This is a genomic window from Nocardioides sp. SYSU D00038, assembly GCF_016924665.1.
In the GTDB taxonomy this organism is placed as follows: Bacteria; Actinomycetota; Actinomycetes; order Propionibacteriales; family Nocardioidaceae; genus Nocardioides.
On the sequence record NZ_JAFFJT010000019.1, the window covers coordinates 89973 to 106076 of the forward strand.

Annotated in this window: 12 protein-coding genes and 1 pseudogene; 10 read left to right on the forward strand and 3 right to left on the reverse strand. The window is 71.2% G+C overall.

Annotation, left to right across the window (positions count from 1 at the left end; genetic code table 11):
- Positions 1 to 4: 4 nt before the first annotated feature.
- The 3 genes from JT721_RS12020 to JT721_RS12030 are packed head-to-tail and all read left to right on the forward strand — an operon-like array spanning position 5 to position 4154.
- Complete coding sequence (locus JT721_RS12020; RefSeq protein WP_205473379.1) at positions 5 to 1546, forward strand: NADH-quinone oxidoreductase subunit M; 1542 nt, start codon at positions 5 to 7, stop codon at positions 1544 to 1546.
- Positions 1546 to 3150, forward strand: a complete 1605-nt coding sequence (gene nuoN, locus JT721_RS12025) for an NADH-quinone oxidoreductase subunit NuoN (protein ID WP_205473380.1) — start codon at positions 1546 to 1548, stop codon at positions 3148 to 3150. The genes JT721_RS12020 and nuoN overlap by 1 nt, the downstream gene beginning before the upstream one ends.
- Positions 3147 to 4154 (forward strand): polyprenyl synthetase family protein, encoded by a 1008-nt coding sequence (locus JT721_RS12030; RefSeq protein WP_307828015.1) that lies wholly within the window; start codon positions 3147 to 3149, stop codon positions 4152 to 4154. The genes nuoN and JT721_RS12030 overlap by 4 nt, the downstream gene beginning before the upstream one ends.
- Positions 4155 to 4164: 10 nt before the next feature.
- Here the strand turns inward: JT721_RS12030 and rarD are convergent, their stop codons facing one another.
- A complete protein-coding gene (gene rarD, locus JT721_RS12035; protein ID WP_205473381.1) occupies positions 4165 to 5073 on the reverse strand; it encodes an EamA family transporter RarD in 909 nt (302 codons plus the stop codon).
- 134 nt (positions 5074 to 5207) lie between these two features.
- On the opposite strand from rarD, the gene JT721_RS12040 reads away from it, so the two are divergent.
- Positions 5208 to 5609, forward strand: coding sequence for a hypothetical protein (locus JT721_RS12040; RefSeq protein WP_205473382.1), 402 nt, complete (start codon positions 5208 to 5210; stop codon positions 5607 to 5609).
- 520 nt (positions 5610 to 6129) lie between these two features.
- Here JT721_RS12040 and JT721_RS12045 read toward each other — a convergent pair.
- Positions 6130 to 7230: a 2-oxoacid:ferredoxin oxidoreductase subunit beta gene (locus tag JT721_RS12045; protein WP_205473383.1), complete on the reverse strand. Its 1101-nt coding sequence runs from the start codon at positions 7228 to 7230 to the stop codon at positions 6130 to 6132.
- A complete protein-coding gene (locus tag JT721_RS12050) occupies positions 7227 to 9200 on the reverse strand; it encodes a 2-oxoacid:acceptor oxidoreductase subunit alpha (RefSeq protein ID WP_205473384.1) in 1974 nt (657 codons plus the stop codon). The genes JT721_RS12045 and JT721_RS12050 overlap by 4 nt, the downstream gene beginning before the upstream one ends.
- A gap of 334 nt (positions 9201 to 9534) precedes the next feature.
- Here JT721_RS12050 and JT721_RS12055 point away from each other — a divergent pair, with 334 nt between their 5' ends.
- From JT721_RS12055 to JT721_RS21915, 6 genes and pseudogenes are all read left to right on the forward strand, one after another.
- On the forward strand, positions 9535 to 10614 hold the full coding sequence (locus tag JT721_RS12055) for a sulfate ABC transporter substrate-binding protein (RefSeq protein ID WP_205473385.1): 1080 nt from the start codon (positions 9535 to 9537) through the stop codon (positions 10612 to 10614).
- Positions 10615 to 10649: 35 nt separating this feature from the next.
- The gene (cysT, locus tag JT721_RS12060) at positions 10650 to 11489 is read left to right on the forward strand and encodes a sulfate ABC transporter permease subunit CysT (protein ID WP_205473386.1); all 840 of its coding nucleotides are present in this window, start codon (positions 10650 to 10652) and stop codon (positions 11487 to 11489) included.
- Positions 11482 to 12306: a sulfate ABC transporter permease gene (locus JT721_RS12065; protein WP_205473387.1), complete on the forward strand. Its 825-nt coding sequence runs from the start codon at positions 11482 to 11484 to the stop codon at positions 12304 to 12306. Before cysT ends, JT721_RS12065 begins: the two co-directional genes overlap by 8 nt.
- Positions 12307 to 12320: 14 nt before the next feature.
- The gene (locus tag JT721_RS12070; RefSeq protein ID WP_205473388.1) at positions 12321 to 13307 is read left to right on the forward strand and encodes a sulfate/molybdate ABC transporter ATP-binding protein; all 987 of its coding nucleotides are present in this window, start codon (positions 12321 to 12323) and stop codon (positions 13305 to 13307) included.
- Positions 13308 to 13444: 137 nt separating this feature from the next.
- Complete coding sequence (locus tag JT721_RS12075; protein ID WP_205473389.1) at positions 13445 to 14572, forward strand: geranylgeranyl reductase family protein; 1128 nt, start codon at positions 13445 to 13447, stop codon at positions 14570 to 14572.
- Positions 14573 to 15383: 811 nt separating this feature from the next.
- Positions 15384 to 16073, forward strand: a pseudogene (locus JT721_RS21915) (DUF222 domain-containing protein); the annotation flags it as partial.
- Positions 16074 to 16104 lie beyond the last annotated feature (31 nt).

The following is a 16104-nucleotide window of genomic DNA, read 5'->3' on the forward strand; positions in this document are numbered from 1 at the left end:
CCGCATGAACGACTTCCCCTGGCTGACCGTGCTGGTCGCGGTGCCCCTGCTGGGCGCCCTGGCCACCGCGCTGGTGCCCAAGGGCGGGGCCCTGCCCAAGCAGGTCGCGCTCGCGGCGTCGCTGCTGACCCTGGTGGTCGGCGTGGTCGTGGCCGCGCAGTTCGACACCGGCGACGGCGGCCTCCAGCTCACCGAGACCCACTCGTGGATCGAGGCGTTCGGGGTCCACTACGCGCTCGGCGTCGACGGCCTGGGCCTGCTGCTGATCCTGCTCACCGTCGTGCTCGTCCCGGTCGTGCTGGGTGCCGCCTGGCGCGACGACGACACCCGCCCGGCGTTCTTCGCCTGGGCGCTGGCGCTCGAGGGCCTCTCGCTGCTGGTCTTCGCCGCCACCGACGTCTTCCTCTTCTACGTCGTCTTCGAGGCCACGCTGATCCCGGCGTACTTCCTCATCGGCGGCTTCGGTCGCGAGGGCCGGTCGGCGGCGGCGCTGAAGTTCCTGATGTTCCAGCTCGGCGGCGGCCTGGTGCTGCTCGGCTCGGTCATCGGCCTCTACGTCGTCTCCGCCGACGCCGGCCCCGCGTCGTACCTCTACACCGACCTGCAGGCGCTCGACATCCCCACCGAGGCGGGGCGCTGGCTCTTCGCCGGGTTCTTCATCGCGTTCGCGGTCAAGGCCCCGCTGTTCCCGCTGCACACCTGGCTGGCCGACACCACCGAGAAGGCCACGCCGGCCACCAGCGTGCTGCTGGTCTGCGTGCTCGACAAGATCGGCACCTTCGGCATGCTCCGCTTCTGCCTGGGGCTGTTCCCCGAGGCCTCGGAGTGGGCCACGCCGCTGGTGATGGTGCTCGCGCTGATCTCGATCATCTACGGCGCGCTGGTGGCGATCGGCCAGGACGACATCCTGCGGCTGATCGGCCTCACGTCGCTGAGCCACTTCGGCTTCATCACGCTCGGCATCTTCGCCCTCACCCAGCAGGGCGGCTCCGGCTCGATCCTCTACATGGTCAACCACGGCATCGGCACGGCGGCGCTGTTCCTCCTCGCCGGCTTCCTGATCAAGCGCCGCGGCACCTCGCTGATCAGCGAGATGGGCGGCCTCGAGAAGGCCACCCCGGTGCTGGCCGGCCTGTTCCTGGTCGCCGGCCTGGCGACCCTCGGCCTGCCGGGCCTGAGCCAGTTCGTCTCCGAGATCCTGGTGCTGATCTCGGCCTTCGACTACGCCCCGTGGGTGGGCGCGGTCGCCGTGCTGGGCATCGTGCTCGCGGCGGTCTACGTGCTGTGGGCCTACCAGCGGATGATGACCGGCCCGACGCCGCCCGACGCGGAGGCGACACCCGACCTCGACCGTCGCGAGGTCGGTGTGCTGGCGCCGCTGGTGCTGGCCCTCGTGCTGTTCGGCTTCTTCCCGATGCCGCTGCTCGACGTCGCCAACCCGACCGTCGACGCCCTGCTCGAACACGTCGGCGTGCCCGACGACGGACCGGACGTCGAGCCGGGCTCCGTCGACCACGCCGAGCCCGCTGAGGAAGGGGCCCACTGATGGACTTCGTGAAGCCCACGCTCGACTACACCACCCTGCTCCCGCTCTTCGTGGTGTTCGGAGCCGGCTGCCTCGGCGTCGTGGTCGAGGCGTTCCTGCCGCGCGAGCGGCGCCACCTCTCCCAGGTGGCGCTGGCGCTGGTCGCGCTCGTCGGTGCCCTCGGCGTCTCGATCTGGGTCGGCACCGACCTGACCAAGGTCGGCGACGGCGCCGCTCGCGGCATCCTCACCGCCGGCGAGACGCTGGTCGTCGACGGTCCCACGGTCTACCTCTGGGCACTGGTCCTGGTCTTCGCCATCGGCGGCGTGCTGCTCTTCGCCGAGCGGCGTCTCGAGGGCGGCGTCTCGGCGTTCGCCGGCCAGGCGGCCGCCCTGCCCGGCACCGAGGCCGAGCGCGAGGCCTCGACCAAGGGCCTCGACCACACCGAGGTCTACCCCCTGCTGATGTTCGCGGTCACCGGGATGATGCTGTTCCCGACGGCCAACGACCTGCTCACCATGTTCGTGGCCCTCGAGGTGCTGTCGCTGCCGCTCTACCTGCTCTGCGGCCTGGCCCGGCGCCGGCGACTGCTCAGCCAGGAGGCGGCACTCAAGTACTTCCTGCTGGGCGCCTTCTCCTCCGGCTTCTTCCTCTACGGCGCCGCGCTGGTCTACGGCTACGCCGGCTCGATGCAGTTCGCCCAGATCAACGAGGCGGTCCGCAACGACACCGACAACCAGGCGCTGCTGCTCATCGGCATGGGCCTGCTCGCGGTCGGCCTGCTGTTCAAGGTCGGCGCCGCGCCGTTCCAGGCCTGGACCCCCGACGTCTACCAGGGCGCGCCCACCGCGGTCACGGCGTTCATGTCGGCCTGCACCAAGGTGGCGGCGTTCGGTGCCCTGCTCCGGCTGTTCTACGTCGCCTTCGGCTCCGACCGCTGGAGCTGGCAGCCGATGCTGTGGGTGGTCGCGATCCTCACCATGGTGGTCGGCTCGGTGCTGGCCATCGTCCAGTCCGACGTCAAGCGGATGCTCGCCTACTCCTCGGTGGCCCACACCGGGTTCATCCTCACCGGCGTCCTCGGCGTGCAGGCGGCGGGCGACCTCGGCGACGGTCAGGTCACCTCGCTCCAGGCGGTGCTGTTCTACCTCACCACCTACGGCTTCTCGATGATCGGCGCCTTCGCGATCGTCACCCTGGTGCGCGACTCCGGTGGCGAGGCGACGTCGTTCGCCCGCTGGCAGGGCCTGGGCCGCCAGGCACCCCTGGTCTCGGCGCTGTTCGGCTTCTTCCTGCTCTCGATGGCCGGCATCCCGCTGACCGCCGGGTTCATCGGCAAGTGGGCGGTCTTCGCGGTCGCCCTCGACGCCGGCGCCTGGCCGGTGGTGCTGGTCGCGATCGGTGCGAGCATCGCGTCGGTGTTCTTCTACGTGCGGCTGATCCGGGTGATGTTCTTCAGCGACGGTGCCAGCCCGGTCGCGGACGGGCAGTCGGCGAGCGTCACGACGCCCTCGGTGCTGACCTCGGCGACCATCGGCGTGTGCGCCGCCGCGACCCTGGTGCTCGGCGTGGTGCCCGGCCCGGTTCTCGATCTGGCGGCCCATGCGGGACAATTCATCAGGTGAGCCATGACCAGGCCGGCGGCCTCGCGCTGCCGGTGACCGACGAGGCCCTGGCCCGCCGACTGGGCGAGCGCCTCGAGGTCGTCGAGAAGGCCCTCCAGGGGCACGTCCAGAGCCGCTTCCCCTACGTCACCGAGACGGCGGGGCACCTGCTCGCGGCGGGCGGCAAGCGGTTCCGGCCGCTGCTGGTGCTGCTCGCGGCCGAGACCGGCGACCGTCCCGACGCCGACGAGGTCGTCACCGCGGCCTGCATCGTCGAGATCACCCACCTGGGCTCGCTCTACCACGACGACGTGATGGACGAGGCCGCCCTGCGCCGCGGCGCCGACTCCGCCAACGTCCGCTGGGACAACCTGGTCGCGATCCTCACCGGCGACTTCCTGTTCGCCCGCTCCTCCGAGCTGACCGCCCAGCTGGGCGCGGAGGCGGTGCGCATCCAGGCCGAGACCTTCACCCGGCTGGTCGAGGGGCAGATCCTCGAGACCGTGCCGCCCGGCCCCGGGGACGACCCGCTGGCCCACTACCTGGAGGTCGTGGCCGGCAAGACCGGCTCGCTCATCGCCACCTCCGCGCGCTACGGCGCCCGGTTCAGCGGCGCCGGCACCGAGGTCGAGGAGGCGCTGGCGGCGTACGGCGAGCTCGTGGGCTCGGCGTTCCAGCTCTCCGACGACATCCTCGACATCGCCTCGGAGTCGGTCGAGTCGGGCAAGACCCCCGGCACCGACCTGCGCGAGGGCGTGCCGACGCTCCCGACGCTGATGGCCCGGGCGTCCACCGACCCCGCCGACGCCCGCCTGCTCGAGCTGCTCGACGCCGACCTCACCGACGACGCCCTGCACGCCGAGGCGCTCGGGCTGCTGCGGGCCCACCCCGCCCTGGCGCAGGCTCGGGCCTACGTCGTCGCGCAGGCCCAGGAGGCCAAGCAGCGGCTCGCGGTGCTGCCCGAGGGTCCGGTGCGCGACGCGCTCGAGGGCTTCGCCGACGGCGTCGCCACCCGCACCGCCTGAGGCGTCCCGGTCAGGCGCTGGTCGCCAGCGCGGTGAGGCGCAGCTGCCTCCGGTGGTGGCGCACCGCCTCGACGGTGAACACGGCCAGGGCCAGCCAGACCAGCCCGAAGCCGGTCCAGCGGCCGGCTCCCATCTGCTCGTGGAACCACAGCACGCCCAGCCCGAACTGGAGGATCGGCGCGAGGTACTGCAGCAGGCCCAGGGTCACCATCGGCACCCGGGTCGCGGCCGCGCCGAAGCAGACCAGCGGCACCGCGGTGACGACCCCGGTGGTGGTGAACAGCAGGGCGTGCCCGAGCCCGTGGGCCCCGAAGCCAGACTCGCCCACCGCCACCGCCCAGCCGATGTAGCCGAGGGCGAGCGGCAGCAGCAGCAGCGTCTCGAGGGTGAGGCTCTCGACGGCCGGGGCGTCCGCGGACTTCTTGGCCAGGCCGTAGGTGCCGAACGAGAAGGCCAGCACCAGCGCGACCCAGGGCGGGCGGCCGTAGTCGAGCGTCAGCACCACGACCGCCGCGGTCGCCACCCCCATCGCGACCCACTGGAGCGGGCGCAGCCGCTCCCGCAGGATGAGCACGCCCATCAGCACGGTCACCAGCGGGTTGATGAAGTAGCCGAGCGAGGCCTCGACCACGCGGTCGTTGGTGACGCCGTAGATGTAGGTGCCCCAGTTGAAGCTGATCGTCACCGCGGCCACGGTGAGCAGCGCCAGCCGGCGCCGGTCGGCGACCAGCGCGCGCAGCCGGCCGGTGCGGCGCAGCAGCACGACCAGCAGTCCCATGGTGAGCGCCGACCACGCCACCCGGTGGGCGAGGATCTCCACGGCGCCGGCCGGTTCGAGCAACGGGAAGTAGAGCGGGAACCCGCCCCAGAGCACGTACGCCGTGGCGCCGAGCAGCAGGCCTCGACGTCGCTCCGACACCACGTCAGGATAGGCGGGTGGCCGACCCGGCGGGTCGCGCGCCCCGGGCGGGTTTGGGGTCCGACGCGGCAGGGCAGGGTTGACCCGACACACACCCGTCTCGTTCCCGACCCCGAGGGGGAAACATCATGCGGATGACCCGCATCATCTCGGCCCTGGTGGCCCTGTTCATGGTCGCGACGGTGCCGTTCCTGGCGACCGGCTCGGCCACCGCGTCCGAGTCCGCGGCGAGCGCCGCCAAGGCCCGCCACGACCTGACCGTCTCCGGCAAGGAGATCGGCACCAGCAACCGGTTCATCGCCAAGGGCAAGGTGACGACGTACAAGAACCGCAAGATCATCGTCCAGCGCAAGATCAACGGCAAGGGCTGGAAGTTCTACAAGAAGGTCAAGACCAGCGCCAGCAAGGGCGCGTTCCGCACGAAGATCACCGCCGGCAAGCGCCGCGGTGACAAGTACTGCTACCGGGTCACCGTCCCGGCGACCGCTCGCTACAAGCTGACCCGCGGTCAGGTCGGCTGCATCACCACCTTCTGACCCGCACCACGCCACCGGGCCCCCACCACGAGTCGTGGTGGGGGCCCGATGCCGTCGCTGGTTGAGGAAGGCGTGCAACGCCTGTCTCGAAACCCGGTGAGTCGAAAGCCCTCCCGCGCGTGGTGAGTCCGCGGACGGGGCTCGGGCGGGTGCTGACTCCGGCTGGTGTGATCCGGGGCGTGGGTGACTGTGGTTGGTTGGTGGGTGCGGGGTGCCGCGCGGGGGTGGGGCACTGCGGCTGCTGCGCGCCGGACGTCGTTCGGCACTCGTTGCCGTGTCGCCGGACGCTGCCCTGCGGTTCCCCGGCGCCCGCTGCGGCGCCACGCCGCCGTTGACGTGCCGAACGCCGCCCGTTGCTCCGCCGCCTCCGTGCCCTGCGGCGCGGCCGCTCGCTAATTGAGGAAGGCGTGCAACGCCTGTCTCAAAACCCGGTAAGACGACAGCCCTCCCGTTCCCACCGGAGGGCGTTCGTCGTACCGGGTTTCGAGACAGTTGCTAGCGCAACTTCCTCAACCAGCGGTCAGGCGACGGTCCAGGTGTCGCCGCCGCCGATCAGCGCCGCGAGGCGGTCCTGGGGGGTGCCGGGGGCGGTCTGCTGGGCGGTCTGGATCTGGCTGCGCGCCTGGTCGTCGTAGGTGGTCCGCTCGACCTGGCGGAAGATCCCGATCGGGCTCTGGTTGAGGTAGCCCGCGTCGGTGAGCCGCGAGATCGCGAACGCCGTCGTGGGGTCGGGGTTGTGGGCGTCGTGGACGAGGATCGCGTCCTCGCCGACGTCGGCGACCAGCGCGACCTTGACGCCGCCGGTCTCGCTGTCGTGGATCAGGCCCTTGGCGCCCAGCCCGGAGGCATCGGGGGCCCCGAACCGGATCGGCCGGCCGTGCTCGAGCGGGATGATCGCGTCGGCCTTGGTGTCGTTGTCCTTGATCGCGTCGAACGCGCCGTCGTTGAAGATCGGGCAGTTCTGGTAGATCTCCACGAACGACGTGCCGCGGTGGGCTGCAGCGGCCGACAGCACCGCGGTGAGGTGCTTGCGGTCGGAGTCGATGGTGCGGGCCACGAACGACCCCTCGGCGCCGAGCGCGAGCGAGACGGGGTTGAACGGGTGGTCGATCGAGCCCATCGGGGTCGACTTGGTGACCTTGCCGGTCTCGGACGTGGGGGAGTACTGGCCCTTGGTGAGCCCGTAGATCCGGTTGTTGAACAGCAGGATCGTCATGTTCACGTTGCGGCGCAGCGCGTGGATCAGGTGGTTGCCGCCGATGGACAGCGCGTCGCCGTCACCGGTGACGACCCAGACCGACAGGTCCTCGCGCGCGGTGGCGATGCCGGTCGCGATCGACGGCGCCCGGCCGTGGATCGAGTGCATGCCGTAGGTGTCGAGGTAGTAGGGGAATCTGCTGGAGCAGCCGATGCCCGACACGAACACGATGTTCTCGCGGCGCAGGCCCAACTGGGGCAGGAAGCCCTGCACCGCCTTGAGCACGGCGTAGTCGCCGCAACCCGGGCACCAGCGGACCTCCTGGTCGGAGGTGTACTCCTTCGCGGTCTGCGGCTCGTCGTTGGTGGGGACCAGGTCGACGCCGGAGCGCAGGCCGGGCAGACCCAGGTCGGTGGCGGTCATCGGGAGACCTCCTCGGTTGCGGGCTCGGTTGCGGGCTCGGTTGCGGTGCTGGGGGTGGTCAGGTCGACGGCGATGCCCTCGGCGTCGGCGACCAGGTTGCCGATCGCCTCGGCCAGCTCGGCGGCCTTGAGCGGCAGCCCGCGCACGTGGTTGTAGCCGATGGCGTCGACGAGGTAGCGGCCGCGCAGGAGCAGCGACAGCTGGCCCAGGTTCATCTCGGGCACCAGCACCTTGTCGTAGCGCTTCAGCACCTCGCCCAGGTCCTTCGGGAACGGGTTGAGGTGCCGCAGGTGGGCCTGGGCGACGTCGTAGCCGGCCCGGCGCACCCGGCGGACGCCGGCGCCGATCGGGCCGTAGGTCGAGCCCCAGCCGATCACCAGCACCTTGGCGCGGCCCGACGGGTCGTCGACCTCGAGCGGCGGCAGCGACTCGGCGATCCGGTCGACCTTGGCCTGGCGGGTGCGGACCATGAAGTCGTGGTTGGCGGGGTCGTAGGAGATGTTGCCGTGGCCCTCACCCTTCTCGAGGCCGCCGATGCGGTGCTCGAGACCGGGGGTGCCGGGCACCGCCCACGGGCGAGCGAGGGTCTCCTCGTCGCGCAGGTAGGGCCAGAAGTCGGTGCCGGTGACGTTGCCGTCGGCGTCGACGAGCTCGTGGTTGGGCTCGGTGGCGAACGCGGGGTCGATGGTCGGCAGGTCGGCGATCTCGGGGATCCGCCACGGCTCCGAGCCGTTGGCGAGGTAGCCGTCCGAGAGGAGCATCACCGGGGTGCGGTAGGTGACCGCGATCCGGCACGCCTCGAGGGCGGCGTCGAAGCAGTCGCCGGGCGACTGCGGCGCCACGATCGGCACCGGCGCCTCGCCGTTGCGGCCGAACATCGCCTGCAGCAGGTCGGCCTGCTCGGTCTTGGTGGGCAGGCCGGTGGACGGGCCGCCGCGCTGCACGTCGACGACCACCAGCGGCAGCTCGGTCATCACCGCGAGCCCGATCGCCTCGGACTTCAGCGCGATGCCCGGCCCGGAGGTGGTGGTGACGCCGAGGTGCCCGGCGAACGACGCGCCGATGGCCGCGCCGACGCCCGCGATCTCGTCCTCGGCCTGCAGCGTCGTGACGCCGAAGCCCTTGTGCTTGCTGAGCTCGTGGAGGATGTCGCTGGCGGGGGTGATGGGGTAGGAGCCGAGGAAGACCGGCAGCCCGGACTGCACGCCGCCGGCGACGAGGCCGTAGGCGAGCGCCAGGTTGCCGGTGATGTTGCGGTAGGTGCCCATCGACATCGGGGCCGGCTTGATCTCGTACTGGACGACGAACGTCTCGGTGGTCTCGCCGAAGTTCCAGCCGGCCTTGAAGGCGGTGATGTTGGCGTCGCGGATGTCGGCGACCTTGGCGAACCGCTTGGTGAGGAACGCGATCGTCGAGTCCGTGGGGCGGCCGTACATCCACGACAGCAGGCCGAGGGCGAACATGTTCTTGGCCCGGGCGGCGTCCTTGCGGGAGAGGCCGAACTCCTTGACCGCCTCGACGGTCATGCCGGTCAGGTCGACCGGGTGGACGGAGAACTCCCGGAGCTGGTCGTTGGCGTCGCCGAGCGACTCCAGCGGGTTGGCGTCGTAGCCGGCCTTCTGCAGGTTGCGACCGGTGAAGTCGTGGGTGTCGACGATGATCGTGGCGCCCTTGGGCAGGTCGCCCAGGTTGGCCTTGAGCGCCGCCGGGTTCATCGCGACCAGCACGTCGGGGGCGTCGCCGGCGGTGAGGATGTCGTGGTCGGCGAAGTGGACCTGGAACGACGAGACGCCGGGCAGGGTGCCCTGGGGGGCGCGGATCTCCGCCGGGAAGTTCGGCAGCGTCACCAGGTCGTTGCCGAAGACCGCGGACTCCTGGGTGAACCGGTCGCCGGTCAGCTGCATGCCGTCACCGGAGTCGCCCGCGAACCGGATGATCACCCGGTCGAGCTGCTTGACCTGCTTGGCCACTGCGCCACTTCCTCGTTGTCCTTGACCCGCGCCGGACACGTGTCCAACCGACGAGAACTGTATCCCGCTCAGGCGTAGAACTGGAACACGTTCCAGTTCTGCCAGATGCGCCCGCCGGGGGCTGCACCGACCCTCCACTGTAGCCCGGCACGACGCCCAGCCCGGCTCGTCTCCGGCTGCGGACAGTGAGTCTCGACACAGCCCCGACCGGGCCCCGGCAGGACGGCGACACGCGGGTCCGTGGCGCGGACAATTGGCATCGAATCCACTAAGTCGAGTAGTCTGCCTGACATTAACGAGACAAGCCCCGCTCGGGTGGGCGGAAAGAGTGGAGATGAACATCAGGATCAAGGCTGCGGTAGCGGGACTCGCCGGGGTGCTGGCCTTGACCGCATGCGGTAGCGGCGGCGACAGCGCTTCGGACGACGACAAGACCATCCGGCTCGTGGGCTTCGCGGTCCCGGAGGCGGCGAACAAGGCCATCGCCGAGGAGTTCGAGAAGACCGACGCCGGCGACGGCGTGAAGTTCAAGACGTCGTACGGCGCCTCGGGCGACCAGAGCCGGGCGGTGGCCGACGGCCTCGCCGCCGACTACGTGCACTTCTCCGTCGCCACCGACGTCGCCCGGCTGGTCGACGCCGGGCTGGTCGACGCCTCGTGGAACCAGGACGAGAACAAGGGCATCGTCTCGACCTCGATCGTGGTGCTGGGGGTCCGCGAGGGCAACCCGAAGAACATCCAGGGCTGGGACGACCTGGTCAAGCCCGGCGTCGGCATCGTCACCGCCAACCCGGCCTCGTCGGGTGCGGCCCGCTGGAACGCGCTGGGTGCCTGGGGCCACATCACCGAGAACGGCGGCTCCGAGGCCGAGGCCACCGAGTTCGTCGACAAGCTGTTCGCGAACGTCGTCTCGCTGACCAACTCCGGCCGCGACGCGACCACCAGCTTCCTGCAGGGCAACGGCGACGTGCTGCTCGCCTACGAGAACGAGGCGATCCTGGCCGCCCAGAACGGCGAGGGCTTCGAGTACGTCATCCCCGAGACGACGATGCTCATCGAGAACCCGGGAGCCGTCCTCAAGGACGCCGTGCCGGTGGCCGAGGACTGGTTGGAGTTCGTGAAGAGCAAGGAGGGGCAGAAGCAGTTCGCCCTCACCGGTTTCCGTCCGGTCAACCCCGCCAACCCCGGTGTCGTCGACTTCGCGGCCGTCGGCATCGAGCCGACCGACGTCGAGGGCGCGCCCGACCCGGAGGACCCGTTCCCGGCGGTCACCAACCTGCTCACCCTCGACGGCAACTTCGGCGGCGGCGACTGGAGCGGCGTCGCGGACAAGCTGTTCGGCACCGGCGAGGACGGCCAGGCGCTGGGCATCGTGACCGAGGCCATCGCCAAGTCCGGCAAGGCCTCCGAGTAGGTCCCCGGACGAGAAGAGAAACACGCAAGGGTGCCATGAGCGTGCAGATCGAGGAGGTGCGTCCGGCTCCGACCCGGCGCACCCCGACCCACGACCTGACCCGGACCTCCGGGATCGGGCTGGGCGTGACCATGACCTGGTTCAGCCTGCTCGTCCTCATCCCGCTCGCCGCTGTCGTCACCACGGCAGCGGCGGGTGGGTGGGGCGGGTTCTGGCGGGCCGTGTCCAACGACCAGACCGCGGCGGCCATCCGGCTGACCGTCACCGCGGCGTTCGGCGTCACCGCGGTGAACGTCGTCATCGGGACCGTGATCGCCTGGGTGCTGGTGCGTGACCGGTTCCCGGGCAAGGGCATGCTGGAGCTGGTCATCGACATCCCGTTCGCCCTGCCGACGATCGTGGCCGGCCTGGTGCTGGCCTCGCTCTACGGCAACGACAGCCCGCTGGGCCTCAACCTCGTCAACTCCGGTTGGTCGGTCTACCTGGCCTTCCTGTTCGTGACGCTCCCGTTCGTCGTCCGCACGGTGCAGCCGGTGCTGGAGGAGCTCGACCAGGAGATCGAGGAGGCGGCCGCCTCGCTCGGCGCCAGCCGTTTCACGACGTTCCGGCGGATCATCCTGCCGGCGCTGACCCCGGCGATCGCCGCGGGCGCCGCACTGTCGTTCGCCCGTGCCATGGGCGAGTACGGCTCGCTGGTGCTGCTCTCGGGGAACCTGCCGTTCACCTCCGAGGTGACCTCGGTGCGGATCCTCAGCGCGATCGAGAACGACAACCGCGCGACCGCAGCGGCGATCGCCACGCTGCTGCTGCTGATCTCGCTCCTCGTGATCGTCGTCCTCGACGTGATCCAGCGGAGGGTGGCGAGTCGTGGCTGAGCGGCACCGCTACCCGAAGGGCCCCACGACGTACGTGCTGCGCGCGCTGGTCGTCGCCTACCTCGCGCTGCTCGTCGCGTGGCCGGTGGCCCTGGTGGTCACCAACACCTTCGAGCACGGCGACGAGGCGCTGCGCACGATCCTCGAGGACCCCGACATGCAGGCGGCGCTGCGGCTGACCGCCGTCGCCGCGGTGGTCGCGACCGCGATCAACACCGTCTTCGGCGTGAGCGTCTCGCTGCTGCTGGTGCGCAACCAGTTCCCCGGCAAGCGCGCGCTGAGCGCCCTGCTCGACCTCCCGCTGTCGGTCTCGCCGATCGTGGTGGGCCTCGCCCTGGTGCTGGTCTACGGCGGTCGCAACGGCTGGTTCGGCCCGTCGCTGGAGGAGAGCGGCTTCCAGGTCATCTTCTCCACGCCCGGGATCATCATGGCGACGGCGTTCGTCTCGCTGCCGCTGGTGATCCGCGAGGTCGTGCCGGTGCTCCAGGAGCTCGGCACCGAGCAGGAGCAGGCCGCCCAGAGCCTCGGGGCCAGCGGCTGGCAGACGTTCTGGCGGATCACCCTGCCGAGCATCAAGTGGGCCGTGATCTACGGCGTGGTGCTCACCCTGGCCCGGTCGCTCGGCGAGTTCGGCGCCGTCAAGGTCGTCTCGGGGAACATCCTCGGCGAGACCCGCACGGCCACCCTCGCCGTCGAGGAGAAGTACCTCAACTTCGACCAGGAGGGTGCTTACGCGATCGCCTTCCTCCTCGCCAGCGTCTCCGTCCTCGCCATCCTCGTGGTCTTCGTGCTGCGCTCGCGCGAAGCCCGTCGCTGAAAGGTCCCACCGACATGAGCATCGACGTCTCCGGCGTCTCGAAGCGCTACGGCGACTTCGTCGCCCTCGACAACATCAACCTGACGCTGCCCACCGGGCAGCTCACCGCCCTGCTCGGCCCGAGCGGCGGCGGCAAGACCACGCTGCTGCGGATCATCGCCGGCCTCGAGACTCCCGACGGCGGCTCGGTGGTCATCGAGGGCAACGACGCCACCCGGCTGCCGGTGCAGAAGCGCAACGTGGGCTTCGTGTTCCAGCACTACGCGGCGTTCAAGCACCTCTCGGTGGCCCGCAACGTCGCCTTCGGTCTCGAGATCCGCAAGCGATCCAAGGCCGACGTGAAGGCCAAGGTCGAGGAGCTGCTCGCGCTCGTCCACCTGAGCCAGTTCGCCGACCGGCTGCCCTCGCAGCTCTCCGGCGGCCAGCGGCAGCGGATGGCGCTCGCCCGCGCGCTCGCGATCGAGCCGACCGTGCTGCTGCTCGACGAGCCGTTCGGCGCGCTCGACGCCAAGGTCCGCAAGGAACTGCGCGACTGGCTGCGGCGCCTGCACGACGAGGTGCACGTCACCACGGTCTTCGTGACCCACGACCAGGAGGAGGCCCTCGAGGTCGCCGACGAGATCGTGGTGATCAACGAGGGCCGGGTCGAGCAGGTCGGCACCCCCGACCAGCTCTACGACCAGCCGGCGAACGACTTCGTGATGGGCTTCCTGGGCGAGGTCACCACCGTCGGCGACGTACGGGTGCGCCCCCACGACGTCGAGGTGGCGGTGGCTCCCGGGGTGCCCGGCGCGGTCACCGGGACGGTGCGGCGGATGCTGCGGATCGGCTTCGAGGTGCGGATCTCGGTGGCCACCGAGGGCGACGCCCCCGACGTCACCGTGGTGATGACCCGCACCCACGCCCGCCAGCTCGAGCTCGCCGAGGGCACCCGGGTCTGGCTCACCCCGGCCGCGGGCGCCACCACCATGGCCGCGGCCCGGGACGCCGTCCCGGCCTGACGCCGTTCCGGGCCCTCGATCCGGTCCGTCCCGCGGTGGTCGCCGCAGCCGCCGCGGGACGGGCCACGGGCACGCCGCACTAAGGTGCTGGCCATGGCGTTCGCGCACCCCTCGGCGTCCCGGGTGGGCCGCGCCTGATGGTCGACTCCTACGACGTCGCCGTGGTGGGCGGCGGGCCGGCCGGTGGCTCGGCGGCCGCGGCGGCGGCCCGGGCGGGGGCGAGCGTCGTGCTCCTCGAGCGGGCCGGGCTGCCGCGTTACAAGACCTGCGGTGGCGGCCTGATCGGGCCGACCCTCGGTGCGTTGCCGGGGGCCCCGCCGGTGCGGGCGACGGTCACCCGGGCGTCGTTCACCCTGCGGGGCGGCCGGGCGGTGGAGCGCTCGGAACCCGAACCGCTGCTGTTCACCGCTGCCCGCACCGAGCTCGACCACTGGCTGGCCCGCGAGGCGGTGGCGGCCGGCGCCGAGCTGCGCACCGGCTGCCAGGTCACCGGCGTCGACGACGGACCCGAGCACGCCGTCGTCACCACCGACGACGGCGTCCTGCACGCGCGGACGGTGGTCGCCGCCGACGGCACGTCGAGCCGGCTGGCCCGCGCGGTCGGCGTCCGGCTCTCCCGCGTGGACCTGGGCCTGGAGCTGGAGCTCGACGCCGGTCCGCTCACCGAGGCGTGGGCCGACCGCATCCACCTCGACTGGGGGCCGCTGCCCGGGTCGTACGGCTGGGTCTTCCCCAAGGGCGACTCGCTGACGGTCGGTGTGATCACCGCGAAGGGCCGGCCGGCCGAGACCCGCCGCTACCTCGCCGACCTCGTCGACCAGCAGGGCCTCGACGGGCTGCGGGTCCTCCACGACTCCGGCCACCTCACGCGGTGCCGCGCCCCCGGCTCCCCGCTCGGTCGCGGCCGCGTCGTCCTCGCCGGCGACGCGGCCGGCCTGCTGGAGCCGTGGACCCGCGAGGGCATCTCGTTCGCCGTCCGGTCGGGGATCGCCGCCGGCACCGCCGCCGCGGCCGGCGCCACCGGCCTCCAGCAGCGGTACGCCGCCGGGGTCGCCGACCTGGTGGAGGAGATGGCCGCCGGCGAGACCTGCCTGCGCGCCTTCGAGCGCCGTCCCGCCGCCTTCCACGCCCTCATCGGCCGCACCCCCGTCGGCTGGCGCCAGTTCGTCCGCCTCACCCGTGGCGACACCACCCTCGCCCGCGCCCTGACGCACCGGTCGGTGCGGCTGGGGCTGGGGGTGCTGGGGGCGGGCTTCGCTGGTTGAGGTGCGAGGAGCGCCAGCGACGAGCCTCGAGACCCGGTGAGACGAACGCCCTCCCGCAACCACCTGCGCCCGCATCCGTAGGGGACGGAGGACGTTCGGCCGGCGGCGGGGTTTTGAGACAGTCGCTAGCGCGACTTCCTCAACCACCGGCACTGGCTGGTTGAGGAAGGACGAAGTCCTTCACTCGTTACCCGGTGAGACGAACGCCCTCCCTGGACCAGGGTTCGGGCCACCCCGGTGCTGACTCGGGTTGCCCGCGCGCCTAGCAGGCCGACGCTCGCCGTCAAGGATTCCCTGCGGCGCCTTCGGCGTCCTTGACTGCGAGCCTCGGTCGGCCTGCCGTACGGCGCACTGCCGGCACTCGCAAGCTCGCGCCGCCAGCATGCGCGGGCGCTTGTCCCACCGCTGGTTGAGGAAGGCGTGCAACGCCTGTCTCGAAACCCGGCGAGACGACGCCCTCCCGCAACCACCCGCGGGCGGCCCAAGTTTCGCCGAGCCGTCGTTAGTTGACGCCGGGTCGGCGATACCCCGATGCGCATTCGGGGAGACGGAGAGCGTTCGGCCGACGTGGGTTTCGAGACAGTCGCTAGCGCGACTTCCTCAACCACCAGTGGCCCAGATAACGATCGGGTCACAACCCCCGAATCCCGTTGTGGACAACGCGAAAACAGGCCGGGGACTGTCGGTGGTCGGTGCTTGAGTAGGACACATGGGAAGGCCGCACACCACTCGCTACCGGCACCGCGTCACGCGCGCCGTCGGGGAGGCGCGTGGCGTGCTCGACGACGTCCACGACCTGCCGCTGTGGAGCATGCAGGCACCCGAAGCAGCCGAGACCCTGATCGAGCTCGCCAAGCTCAAGAGCCAGGTCGCAGCACTCGAGCTGCGCGTCGCGAGGCACGCCCAGACCCAGAAGGTCGAGGCCGCCTCCGGCGCCACGTCGACCGCGGCCTGGCTGGCGGTCGCGACCCACGCCACCCGCCGCGAGACCGCCCGGACGATGCGGCTGGCAGAACAGCTCGACACCATGCCTACCGTCGCCCAAGCCCTCGCGCGTGGTGAGCTGCTGCTGGAGCAGGCCGAGGTCATCGCCCGCGCGATCACCAAGCTCCCCGACGACATCGACCCGCAAATCCGCGACCAGGCCCAGGCCAAGCTGATCGAGCTAGCCCAGCACCACGACGCCAAGGACCTGATCGTCTTCGGCAACCGGATCCTCGACATCGTCTGCCCGGAGGTCGGTGAGGCCGCCGAGGCCAAGGCCCTCGAACGCGAGGAGCGCGCGGCCGAAGCCAAGTGCAGGCTCACGATGCTCGACGACGGCGAAGGCAGGACCCACGGTCGGTTCGTCATCCCGACCCTGCACGCCGAGGCGCTCAAGAAGGCGCTCTTCGCCCACGCGGCCCTGACCCACGAGAAGGTGACCTCGCAGTCGCTGGGCCAGGCGTTCTGCGACTACATCCTCAAGTACCCAGCAGACGTGCTGCCTCAGCGCGGCGGCGTCAACGCCACCGTCGTCGTCACCATCCCCT